The 11,973-nt window shown below is 46.2% G+C and carries 11 protein-coding genes; 10 read left to right on the forward strand and 1 reads right to left on the reverse strand.

Translation table 11 applies throughout. The features are described from left to right. On the forward strand, window positions 1-493 hold a 493-nt coding region (locus Q0668_RS18585), incomplete at its 5' end, for a hypothetical protein (RefSeq protein ID WP_298867367.1). Between the two features lie 140 nt (window positions 494-633). On the opposite strand, the gene Q0668_RS18590 is transcribed toward Q0668_RS18585, so the two are convergent. After that, the gene (locus Q0668_RS18590; RefSeq protein ID WP_298867369.1) at window positions 634-918 is read right to left on the reverse strand and encodes a hypothetical protein; all 285 of its coding nucleotides are present in this window, start codon (window positions 916-918) and stop codon (window positions 634-636) included. A gap of 745 nt (window positions 919-1,663) precedes the next feature. On the opposite strand from Q0668_RS18590, the gene Q0668_RS18595 reads away from it, so the two are divergent. From Q0668_RS18595 to Q0668_RS18635, 9 genes are all read left to right on the forward strand, one after another. Further along, entirely contained in the window at window positions 1,664-3,898 is a 2,235-nt protein-coding gene (locus Q0668_RS18595; RefSeq protein WP_298867371.1) for a hypothetical protein, read from the forward strand. A gap of 182 nt (window positions 3,899-4,080) precedes the next feature. Next, window positions 4,081-4,371, forward strand: a complete 291-nt coding sequence (locus tag Q0668_RS18600; RefSeq protein ID WP_298867373.1) for a hypothetical protein — start codon at window positions 4,081-4,083, stop codon at window positions 4,369-4,371. A gap of 18 nt (window positions 4,372-4,389) precedes the next feature. Continuing rightward, on the forward strand, window positions 4,390-5,376 hold the full coding sequence (locus Q0668_RS18605) for an ATP-binding protein (RefSeq protein ID WP_298867375.1): 987 nt from the start codon (window positions 4,390-4,392) through the stop codon (window positions 5,374-5,376). Between the two features lie 13 nt (window positions 5,377-5,389). Next, on the forward strand, window positions 5,390-7,888 hold the full coding sequence (locus Q0668_RS18610; RefSeq protein ID WP_298867377.1) for a S8 family peptidase: 2,499 nt from the start codon (window positions 5,390-5,392) through the stop codon (window positions 7,886-7,888). 223 nt (window positions 7,889-8,111) lie between these two features. Then, the gene (locus tag Q0668_RS18615; RefSeq protein WP_298867379.1) at window positions 8,112-8,708 is read left to right on the forward strand and encodes a hypothetical protein; all 597 of its coding nucleotides are present in this window, start codon (window positions 8,112-8,114) and stop codon (window positions 8,706-8,708) included. 100 nt (window positions 8,709-8,808) lie between these two features. Beyond that, a complete protein-coding gene (locus Q0668_RS18620) occupies window positions 8,809-9,801 on the forward strand; it encodes an endonuclease/exonuclease/phosphatase family protein (protein ID WP_298867381.1) in 993 nt (330 codons plus the stop codon). Between the two features lie 215 nt (window positions 9,802-10,016). Then, window positions 10,017-10,469 (forward strand): hypothetical protein, encoded by a 453-nt coding sequence (locus Q0668_RS18625; RefSeq protein ID WP_298867383.1) that lies wholly within the window; start codon window positions 10,017-10,019, stop codon window positions 10,467-10,469. 38 nt (window positions 10,470-10,507) lie between these two features. Continuing rightward, entirely contained in the window at window positions 10,508-10,861 is a 354-nt protein-coding gene (locus Q0668_RS18630; RefSeq protein ID WP_298867385.1) for a tail fiber protein, read from the forward strand. Window positions 10,862-11,046: 185 nt separating this feature from the next. Then, entirely contained in the window at window positions 11,047-11,343 is a 297-nt protein-coding gene (locus Q0668_RS18635; RefSeq protein WP_298867387.1) for a hypothetical protein, read from the forward strand. Window positions 11,344-11,973 lie beyond the last annotated feature (630 nt).

The following is an 11,973-nucleotide window of genomic DNA, read 5'->3' on the forward strand; positions in this document are numbered from 1 at the left end:
TCAAGACCAAGACGTAGTCCCCTATTCTCTGGAGCTTGAACCGGGGAGTCTGTTTCTGGCAAATTCAGCCCAAAGCTTAACGCACATTGCAAAACTTCTCAAAAAAAGCAAACACAAACACATCGGATTCAATCTTGATCTTTCGCATTTCTGCTTGGCAGGTATTCTTAAGCGAAATAAACATGACGGCTCCTTTCAACTCTCCAGCGAAATTACGAATAGCAATGCGTTCGATATTTTTAGGACTCGCATTGTTCACGCACATATTTCTGATAGTTCAGACAAAGGACACTTAGGGGATCTACCGTTTGAATCAATCCACGATGCAAATTATTTCGAACAACAAATCCAGTTTTTGTCCAACCTGATTTCGAAAGAGAATCACAGTATTCCCTTCAGTAATTATCTTTCCATGGAACTGGAAGCGGTGGGCAGTTGGCAAGAAATTGAAAGGTCCTTCAAAACACTTTGCGCACTATGCAAGTCGGTGTAAATAAAAGTGAGGGAGTGTTTAGGCCATTTGAAGATGGACAATAAACAGAGACGGCTTACTTGACTACCATAAGACCATCGGGGATCTCAGATGCCTGGCACCACTTGCGATTTGTGCCTTGACTGACCGACAACGCACGGCTACTTTAAGCCACCGCCATAGTTGATGGCGTCCTGAGTTGGCTGGGTGGCATTGCTTTCACTCTCCAACTTTTCAATCGCAAAGCCTAGTGCCTGGTCGAGGAAAACTTCACCTGTCTCGGAGCAGTCACCCAAAAAAGAAATGGTAGAATCAACCAGTTTTTGAGTCGTCTGACTATTATCTTCAACTTCATATTGAGTATCGAATTCATATTGAGTATCGATAATTTTTTCGATTCTCTGGCGAAGATGTGCATCTGCGGTCTTAGATTGTGTATCAGACATTGCAAGCTAATCCAGTAGTATTGCAGCCCTCATTGATACGGTCGTGATAATAGAAACGCCGTATATAAGAGAGCTTTTGTAAACAGACCGATTATGAGAGTCAATAGCAAAAACGGTTTTTTTCAAATTTTTCAAATAATTTATTTTTTTGAACCGAGCTAATTGAAATAATCGTACTCCAAGAAAGATCGGCTACCATCGCCACGCTTCTTAACAACCCTTTGTGTAAAACAGGGGGTTTTGGTAACATTTCACTGAAGCACCCATTTTAATGCGCCCACAGAGTAAACGCTACTAACATCTGTTAATTTACTTTCAAGTCCAAGCTCCTCTACTAACTTATAAACGAAAAACTCAAACTCAGGATCAATATTTCACTTTAAATAATACGACCAGGATCCTATTCATATATACACAATAGACGCGTGTCTGACAAGTACCAAAAACTCTACGCATCTGAAAAAGTCAAGAAATTACAGATTGAGTATAAGCATTTGCTGCGGAAGAAATCGCACTTTGATGAGTGAATCTGTATTCTCAAGCGATTAAGTGGTAGCTGCATTACATTGGTGATACATTGATTGTATTAGTAACAAATACGGCAGCATAATAAGATCATTGAGGAACAGCGATGCCACTCAGCTTGAACTCTCTCCGATTCTATTTCTCATTCTTGATTGGTTTCATCTGCGTCATATCAACGAAAACTCTTTATGCTGAACCAGACTTACTGCCGGGAACGTCTGTGCTTACGGAAACCGGGGACTTTTCGGTTCAGATGGCGGACGGTATCAGTCGGTATCTGCTGCGGGCGACCGAGGACTCGGTCGCAGTTCGGGAGCAGTATTGGAAGCGGGACGTTTCATCGCCGGATAATTATGTGAAATCAGTCGAACCGAACCGACGGCGGTTTCAGAAGATGATCGGCGCCGTTGATGAGCGAATCAAATCTCCCGAGTGGGAATATGTGTCGGGTCCCAATTCTCCCGCTGTTGTGGCTGAGACGAACACGTTTCAAATCCGTGCGGTCCGTTGGCCTGTCCTCCCTGGCGTTTATGGTGAAGGGTTATTGATCGAGCCCCGCCATAAATCGATCGTGAATTTGATTATTATTCCCGACGCCGAACAAACGCCCGAAATGCTGGTGGGTTTAGCCGAGTCAAAGACACTCTGTTTCGATGTGTTGCCGCTGGCGCAAGCAGGCTGCCGTATTTTGATTCCCAAATTGATCAATCGCGAATGTACCTGGTCCGGGAACCCCGACATTTCCATGACCAATATTACACACCGAGAATGGATCTATCGGCAGGCTTATGAAATGGGGCGACATATTATCGGACTTGAAGTTCTGAAGATGATGTCGGCCGTCGATCTGATGACGAATTCGGATATCCGACGTGTGGGAATCGCCGGCTATGGTGAAGGTGCGTTGATCGCGTTCTACACGTCTGCTCTGGACCAGCGGATTGGATCGACTCTGGTGAGCGGCTATTTCAATCAACGTAATCGACTCTGGGCCGAACCCATGTACCGCAATGTCTTTGGTTTACTACGTGAGTTCGGCGATGCGGAGATTGCCAGCCTGATCGCGCCGCGCACTTTGGTCATTGAATACAGTCAGGCTCCTGAAGTTGCCGGCCCCCCCACCAGGCCGGCGAATCGACGTCTCTCTGCTGCACCGGGTACTCTGACGCAACCTGACTATACATCGGTCAAAAACGAAGTCGAGCGCGCCCGCTCCTTGATTCAGGGAAAATCAGATCCGATGGGCACGATTAAATTTGTTCACGGCAATGATGGCAGTCCTATGAAACCAGGTTCGATGTATGCCCATGCAAGATGGATTAAATCACTTGGTTTTGTATTAATGCGCCCACCAACAAAAAACGAAATACCCAAAGACACTCGCCCGAATTTTGATCCGGCTCTAAGACAAAAGCGACAGATCGCGGAGTTAGTAAACCATTGTCAAAGTACAGTCCGCCGCACCGAACAGATTCGCAAACAATACTGGAAACAGGCGCTGCCTGCGGGAACTCCTGAAGAATGGGCTCAGAAGACGAAAGTCTATAAGAAACGGCTGTGGAAGGAACTCACTGGAAAACTGCCCGATCCTGAAATGCCGCTGGCTGTGAAATCTCGAAAGATCAATGAGACGGATAAGTATACGACGTATGAAATCAAGTTCGATGTCTGGCCCGATGTGTTTGCCTGGGGTTATCTGCTGATTCCCAAGGGGATCGCTGCGGGAGAAAAACGGCCCGTGGTTGTTTGCCAGCATGGATTGGAAGGTTTACCCGAATTCGTTGTGAACGATGAGCCAAAGAGTCCGGGCTATCGCAGCTATCGTGGCTATGCAACGCGATTGGCCGAACGGGGGTTTATCACGTATGCCCCTCACAATCCGTATCGTGGTAAAACGCTCTTTCGACAGAATCAACGCAAAGCCAACCCGCTGGGTCTGACTCTGTACTCCTTCATTTTGGGACAACATCAACGCATGCTCGGCTGGTTGGGCAGCCTGCCGAATGTCGATGCAGAACGGATCGGCTTTTACGGACTCTCCTATGGCGGGCTGTCGGCGGTGCGCATTCCTTCGTTGCTGGATGGTTACGCGCTCTCGATCTGCAGTGCCTGTTTTAATGACTGGACGCGCAAAATCACAGCCCTTGATTATCGAGCCGCGTATATGTTTACGAATGAGTACGATCACTTTCAGTTCAATCTGGGCAGCACGTTTAACCATGCAGAAATGGCGTCACTGATCTCGCCGCGGCCCTTCATGGTCGAACGCGGACACCAGGATGGCGTCGCCCCCGATGAATGGGTGGCTTACGAATACGCGAAAGTCAGACGCCACTACGCCGCTCTGGGCATTCCCGAACGCACCGAAATCGAATACTTCACCGGCGGCCACATTATCCACGGTCAGGGCTCGTTTGATTTTTTGCACAAGCATTTGAACTGGCCGGTGGAATGATGATTAAAAAGGTATCAGGATCGAATGGCACTGCCGCTGAAACCTTATTCATCTGAGGGGCTTATCATCTGTATTATAATCGAAAACTCAGTTGAGCGATTTGCTATCTATTCTGCTTTACTTTCGGAACCGAAAGTCCGATACTAACAGAAAGCGACAATAACAAATGACAAGGAAATAAAATGTCAACATCAATGAATACTCGCGTGTTGGATCAGGACGATCTGCAAAGTTTCGGTAAGCGTCTCCGGTCGCGACTTTCTCCGGGTTTTGGCCAGCGTCCCGGACGCCCAAGCGATCCTAGTTGGACGTTGCAACGTAAACTGTCGATGAGTGAAGATACATTGTCTGCCCTCGAGACTGTGTCAGAAAAAATGAGCACTTTAGAGCGTCAAGTCAGTCCAATGCAAGTCGCCGCACTTCTGATAGAAGATGCGACACACCAGTTGATGCAACAACTCAGTAATGAGTGAACTAAGAAGGTATTAAGGATGGCAACCGCCCAACAATTGAAAGCCCTTTTACAAAGCTATAGTGAAGCCGATGGTGAAATGTTTGTCTCGGTCGCGCTGCAAATCGCTGCGCATGAAGCACGAGCAGGAAAAGGAAAAATAGCTTCTGAAATTAAGAAGCTAGTTGATGAAATAAAGGACAAACAAAGAAAATCAAAGTTAGGTGGTTCAGTACCGATTTCTCGCCCAAGCGGTGATCTAGCTGGGCTACTTTCTGCTTCATATCCGCATACCAAACTAACTGAAATGATCCTTGCTCCTGAACAAAGAAAATCTTTAGAGCTAGTCATTTGGGAGTACCGTCAGCAAGCAAAATTACATGAGCATGGTCTTTTTGCTCGTCGTAAATTATTGCTAGTTGGACCTCCTGGAGTTGGAAAGACAATGACTTCGTGGGCTTTAGCAGGAGAATTAAAGCTACCCCTCTTTACGATTCAATTTCATTCACTAATTACCAAGTTTATGGGTGAAACAGCGGCCAAGCTATTTGCAATATTTGAATCGATGCAGCATACACGTGGTGTGTATCTGTTCGATGAATTTGATGCAATCGGTTCAATGCGAAGTGGCAGTAATGATGTTGGTGAAATTCGTCGCGTGCTCAATTCATTCTTGCAATTTCTGGAGCAGGATGAATCCGATAGTATCATTGTTGCCGCCACGAACCTGGAAGAGATGTTGGATGAAGCACTTTTTCGCCGTTTTGATGATGTTATTCGATATCGACTTCCTGAGCAAAGTGATTTGGGTGATTTGATTGCCAATCGACTTGCATCATTCAAAATCAACAAAACTCAAATCAAACGAATGGCGGTACTTGCCAGTGGTTTGAGTCATGCTGAAATATGTCGTGCATGTGATGAAGCCGCCAAGGTGGCAGTGCTCAATGACCTTAGTAAAATCGATCCCAATGACCTTGAGCATGCCATAGAAATACGTCTGGAACGCAGCCAAGCCAAGAAATGAGATAGTACATCACATGCCTAAGCTCCCACATTTCACGCTTCGTAATACGCGCACAATACATGCTTATACAAAAACACCAGAAGGTGGGCCTAGTCGACAGAATCTGGTTCTACCTGATCGTAAAACGCATGGCGACAAACTACTTTTAGATATTGAGCGTGCTGAAAAAAAAGCTAAAGCACGTCAGAATAGCGAACCGATTTGCGAGGGACTTCAGTTCATACCAATGCGATTTGAGGAAGGATCGGAAATTGACTTAGCTTTGAAAAGCTTGGCAACAAAAACCAATGGGGTTCGTATTGTTAATGCCCGTGAACGGAACGGGAGAAAAGATTATCTAGTTGCTGTACCGGATAGTCAGGTCAGCAAACTGGCTGATAAATTTCGTGACTACCGTGACAAAGACACAGAATCTGGCAAACCTACAAATGAACCTTTTGCTTCGAGTATTTCTAAAATAGAATCTGCTGATTTGGCTGACTATTGGACGGAACCTAATAAACCGATACCTCTATCAACCGAAACATTTTGGTGGGAAGTCTGGTTGGATTCTGGCAATGATCAATCCAGTCAGAATATTGAAAAATGGTTTCGCAGTATAGCCCAGCAGCAAAATATCAAGCTCAGTCCCCAACGGGTACGATTTCCAGACCGTTTGGTGATCCTCGCTTTTACTTCATTAGCACAATGGGAACAATTTCCCGGGCTACTCCAACATCTCGCAGAATTTCGTCGCGCAAATATCGTTACGGGTGAATTTGATAATTTATCCGCAGCTGATCAGGCTGAGTTCAGCAAGGATCTCCTTGCCCGTACTGATTTCGCAACCAAAGACTCCGTTCGGCTTTGTATTCTTGACACTGGCGTTGACAGAGGACACATATTATTAGAGCAGTCCCTTTCTTCCGAAGATCTTCAGAGTTGGCGGGAAGAATGGGGAGCTGATGACCACGATGGGCATGGAACTAAAATGGCGGGAGTTTGCCTTTTTGGTCCGCTTGGAGATCCTATTGATAGTGTTACTCCTATTACACTTACTCATCGATTGGAATCCGTAAAAATCCTACCTCCTCATGGAAAGAATTCCCCTCCTGATTACGGCCCAATTACGATCGGTTCGATGGCGGCGGCTGAGACTATTGCTCCGCAATCACAACGCGTTTTTTGCCTAGCTGTAACCGCAGTAGGCGATGATCTATGGAGACCCACTCTCTGGTCTGCTCACTTGGACCAAGCCTGCTCTGGCGCTCTTGATGGGGAGCGTCGATTGATGGTCGTCTCTGCTGGAAACTTACGGAATAATGCAGGTAAGAACTATCCAGAAGAGAATTATGTTTCGAGTGTTGAATCTCCAGCACAAGCATGGAATGTACTTACAGTCGGAGCCTACACAAATCTTGATTGGATACAAGAAAAGGAATTGGAAGGCTATACCCCTGTGGCAAAGCCAGGATCTTTATCCCCCACCAGTCGAACATCACTTTGCTGGGGAGATGATCCATTGCCCAATAAACCCGATGTTGTTTTTGAAGGTGGCAATTTAGCAAAAGATGAAAGTGGTTTTGTAACCGATGTCGATAATTTAAAAATTCTGACAACTCAGTCTCCCAAAAAAAGTGACAATTTACTTTGTACATTTTGCGACACAAGTGCTGCGACAGCACAAGCAGCTCGGATGGCAGCTATCCTGCAATCCGAGTATCCTAAGTATTGGCCAGAAACGATTCGTGGCATGATCGTTCATTCTGCTGAATGGACACCGCAAATGCTGGATGAATTTAAGGACAAGGAGCGTCGTAACCGTTTGCGTGTCTATGGTATGGGAGTTCCACAGATTGAGCGAGCTCGCCATTCAGCGCAAGGATTTGCAACCATGGTGATTCAGGATGAATTACAGCCATTCCGTAAAGAGGGCTCAGAAGGAAAATCAAATGAGATGCACCTTCATGATCTTCCACTTCCCCGCGAAGTACTTGAAGAACTAGGAAGTTTACAAGTGCGAATGCGCGTAACACTTTCTTACTTTATCGAACCAAACCCTCCTCGACGTGGAATAATTGCACAGTACCAATACGCATCTCATGGATTTCGATTCAGTGTTCGTCGTCCGGAAGAAACACCAGACCAAATGAAAAAACGAATCTCTTTGGATGCACGAGAACGCAATGCACAAGGAAAACGAGTCAAAACAAGCGAGACAGTTAAAGACAAGCGCCGGTGGGACTTGAAAAAGAACTTAGCAATTCGTGGTTCAATCCACTCTGATGCCTGGAACGGAACTGCGGCCGAGCTCGCTTTGTCAAACATGATAGCAGTATATCCAGTGGCTGGTTGGTGGCGGTTTCGAAGAGATCAAGAACTTATTGAGAGAAAAGCCCGCTACTCATTAATTGTGAGTATTTCTACCAACGATAGCACAACGAAATTGTATGACATGATTGAAACAGAAATCAATAATAGAATAACCGTCTCAAATGCAAATAAAATTGTCACTGAAATCCCTAGCGAGTAGTTACATCTTTATTCATGCAGACAAGGCAATATAGCGACGTCAAATCGACTCCTGGCCCTTTGCGTGCCTTAAGTGAAGTTTGAGCTAGATGAAAATAATGATAAATTGATAGCTCCATTCATGACTAAAAAAGAATTTCAAACACTAAATTAGAATATCCCTTAATGGGTATACCGAAATAATTCAGCCTAATTCAAGTTCAAGTTATGGATCAAATTCACCGATGACCGACGACGTAATCCTCAATGACGTTGACCCCTCACCCGAAGTCATTCATCGCTGGGCGTACGACGAAAACCTCTTGCTGATCGATCAAGACGAAGACCTCATACTTGGTAATGCTGAATACGTTCCGATGTTGCTACAGCTTGCCCGCGAGCCTGACTGTCCCAAGAACGATTACTGCCTCTCAATTGTTTACTACTGCTCCCAAATCTATCTCCTAGCGCGCGATCGGCAGCAATGTGACGCCATCTTCAAATGCGTTGATTCGGACATCGACACGTCACCGGTGACCAGTAAATGGGCGGCCGCATTCCGACGTGCCTACCATCAACTCATTACCCCGCGTGCGTTGTCACATGCTGACGCTGTTTCGCTTGCCAAATGGCTACTGGTTGGCGACTACTGCCACCGCTCATTCATCGAGACAGGACGTATCGTCGACGGCTTTTACGAGTTCAAGTGTTACACTGAATCCTACAACGGCTATCTCTACATCAATCTAGGCACAGGCGCGTGGCAACAGTCTATATACCATTCGCCGCTCCAAACGATTGATGCATCACCAGCGGATGAACCGGAGCCGCGGGTTAGATAATGGGACAGAGAACAGGATAAGGGGTCAGCGACTGTCTTAGATTCTGTAGACCGCCTAGAAATATTTCTAAACATAATTCTAACCAAAGTATTCACCGCTCATGAGTGATAGTCACACCAGCGCTCAAACTCGGACGCCAAGTTGCCTGGTGCGCGTTGTGTTTCCATTGGTGACTGGCTTCTCACTCCTGTTGTTTGTTTTCCTAACCCTCTGTTATGTCAAACAATACGATGCGTGTGCTGCTGTCACCGTTTATCCAAGTTGGTGCTGGTTTCTGTGTGGGTTCTTTCTGGCGATGGTGCTTCTTAGGACTCACAGCAGGCGAACTGCATTATTGACTTTGAGTCTGTGGTTTTTGTTTTTGATTGTCTTTGCCGATACTCCTTTGAGTCTGGTACGCGGCATCCAAGCTCCAGGACCACAGCCGTCGGTGCGTGTGATCTCGCTGAATTGTAGTGGCAGCAAAACATCGGTACTTGCGTTGAAACAAGCCAAGCCGGATCTGATTCTGATTCAGGAATCGCCGGGAACTGAGAATTTGAAAAGCATCGCCGTGAAATTGTTTGGTGCAGAAGGTGATGTGCTTTCCGGCGTGGACGCCGCCATCATAGCCCGTGGCAAGATTGAGCGAATTGGCGCCACGGACTATTATATCATTGGTAAGGTAACCCTCTCTCCCGACAGGGAAATCATTGTCGTTTCATTACGATTATCAACGCCCCCCTTCCGAATTGATTTATGGAACCCCGACTGCTGGCGGTCGTTTCGTGATCATCGCATCAAACAGCGGGCCGAGATTGTTGCGCTGAGCAAAGTGATGCAGAGTCTGCCAGCTGATCTGCCCGTGATTGTGGGCGGCGATTTCAACGCTAATCCTCGCGATGCGATCTTCGCTGAGTTACCGGCGACACTACACGATTCCTTTTCCAGTGCGGGCCGCGGTTGGGGAAATACGATTACCAACGACGTTCCGTTTTTACGGATCGACCAAATCTGGACTAACGATTGGTTTCAGCCTTTGCGCGTTGTTTCAGAAGCCGCCGTCGATACTGATCATCGGGCGGTGATCGCGGATTTGATTTTCAAACCATGATTGAAAAGTGTGCTGGATTCTTGAAAGAACTTTCAAGAAACACGAGCGATTCTAAATTTAAGTATCTGCTCTCACCTTGCAATTTTATTTACTGTCTTTATGCTATTAAAACAGCATTTGTGAGCGTCTGTTTGACTGTAAGTTCGCGTGAATGAATTTATTCAGTCAAGACTGACGATAATCATTCCATAATTAAATTTTGTTGGAGAAAATGCATGAGGCCCCATCAAGACGAGCCTTCAAATGTTCCGCGTCGGCGCTTCTTAAAACAAGCATGTGCCGCTGGTGCCATTACCTCTTTAGGTTTGACGGCAGTAGCTCAGGCTACACGAACCAATCACCTGGATGAGAATCTGTTTCAGTCCACTGAATGGCAGAAGCTGGAAGGTGAAAAATTTCTGGTCAGAACTGTTTCAAATGGGCTGCATAAAGTTCAGTTAGTCCTTAAGAATTCGGAGGTCACTGATCTCAGTTTTGATCTAGACCGACCGAGCGAGCTGCCCCGTCAGTCTGTATCTCTGCTATTCGAGATCGAAGGACCGGCTTCTCTTGAGAATCAGACACATCAGCTGTGGCACCCGGCTTTGGGTGAATTCTCTTTAATGATCCATCAGATCGAAATGCCCTCTCGCCGATCCAAGCAGCAATTCGAAGCCGTTATCAACTAATCACTTTCTCAAAATCATCATTCCAAAGGAATAGCACCATGGTAGAACCATATATTGGTCAAATATCAGCAGTCGGTTTCAACTTTGCTCCTCGTGGCTGGGCGAAATGCGAAGGTCAACTTCTCCCTATTGCTCAAAATTCGGCCCTGTTTTCTCTATTGGGTACGCAGTATGGTGGCGATGGAAGGACAACATTTGGTTTGCCCGACTTGCGCGGACGCGCACCCATTCATCATGGCACAGGCCCCGGTTTGGAAAACGTAAAGATCGGAACGAAATCGGGCGGTGATCAAAGTTTGGAGAAATCAAAAGAAAGTGGTCCTAAAACACAACCAACTTTGGCCGTTACCTGGGTCATCGCGCTTAGGGGCGTATATCCTTCACGGAATTAAGCGTTTAAAAACAGCTCACCAAGGCGTGAAATACGATGCAACCGAGTACGATGGATCCATCGTACTCGGTTACTTTTTTTCACAACTTCTGGTTCCTGTTATGGTCCGACTGTCTTAGCTGCAGAGGACCATTTTCTCAGGCGGGCATTGATTTATACCCGCGTGCGAAACAGGAGTTGCAGTCAGTGCAAAGCAAGCTAACGAAAGATTCATTTGATTCGCTTCTCAACAGCGAGTTTCGTGTTCAAGTTGATGAGACACAAAGTGTCAAATTACAATTGATTGAAGTCACCCCGTTAGAAGCTATGGTCACCGATGATCCTGTTACATTACGTGGGGATCCTTTTGTTTTGGTTTTCAAAGGCCTTGATGAAACAGCATTAACACAGCAGATTTACGACTTCGAGCATGAGCAACTGGGTCACTTTTCCATTTTCATTGTCCCCATCAGTCCCGACCATTACGAAGCGGTTTTTAACTGATCACGAACGCAGGGATTGGCCCGTTTTGAAAGTGTGAAACTCCTGCCGCAAAACTGCTTCTCTGTTCTTAAAGCACCAGTGTTGGATATTCATCTGTGGGTTGTTTGTTATTTTCGGGTAGTATTTTTGCACGTGGGTTGGTTATGCCGACGTTATTGCGGGCTGTTTTTCTACCACGAAAAGCACGAAAGACACGAAATTTTCTGCGGGAGGACAGATGGGGCCTCCCCTATTTTTCAGATAGGACTGTCCTGACATGATTAGCTTGCTCTCGTTTTCTATTCTGTTTTTGTTGCCAACGGCGGCTAGCACTGTGCCGCTCAGAGTTTTGTTAATGGTGGCTGGTTCTTTGTCCTCGTTTATTCCGATGGTGATTGGTTTGACTGTGCATGATTGTTGTGAAGGGCGCGTGGGAGTCAAGTTCATTTTGGTATTCGAACGGTGGTTGCAAGCTGTCAATACGTGCTCAAACTGTAGTTCATACGCGTCGCAGTGTGACCTTAACGCGTCGATAAGTTACGAGACATTGGGAACCGGTGGCGATTTATCAGGTGAAGATTTTCAAAACTCAGGGACTTTTATCCCGCATTTCCCAGATGACTTCCCTCGCTTTGGCACGTAATTTGCGCC

Source organism: uncultured Gimesia sp., assembly GCF_937910335.1.
In the GTDB taxonomy this organism is placed as follows: domain Bacteria; phylum Planctomycetota; class Planctomycetia; order Planctomycetales; family Planctomycetaceae; genus Gimesia.

Coding starts and splice junctions, on each gene's coding strand:
- Q0668_RS18590 (WP_298867369.1), bottom strand. CDS start 918: ATGTCTGATACACAATCTAAGACCGCAGATGCACATCTTCGCCAGAGA.
- Q0668_RS18600 (WP_298867373.1), top strand. CDS start 4,081: ATGTCAACATCAATGAATACTCGCGTGTTGGATCAGGACGATCTGCAA.
- Q0668_RS18605 (WP_298867375.1), top strand. CDS start 4,390: ATGGCAACCGCCCAACAATTGAAAGCCCTTTTACAAAGCTATAGTGAA.
- Q0668_RS18610 (WP_298867377.1), top strand. CDS start 5,390: ATGCCTAAGCTCCCACATTTCACGCTTCGTAATACGCGCACAATACAT.
- Q0668_RS18615 (WP_298867379.1), top strand. CDS start 8,112: ATGACCGACGACGTAATCCTCAATGACGTTGACCCCTCACCCGAAGTC.
- Q0668_RS18620 (WP_298867381.1), top strand. CDS start 8,809: ATGAGTGATAGTCACACCAGCGCTCAAACTCGGACGCCAAGTTGCCTG.
- Q0668_RS18625 (WP_298867383.1), top strand. CDS start 10,017: ATGAGGCCCCATCAAGACGAGCCTTCAAATGTTCCGCGTCGGCGCTTC.
- Q0668_RS18630 (WP_298867385.1), top strand. CDS start 10,508: ATGGTAGAACCATATATTGGTCAAATATCAGCAGTCGGTTTCAACTTT.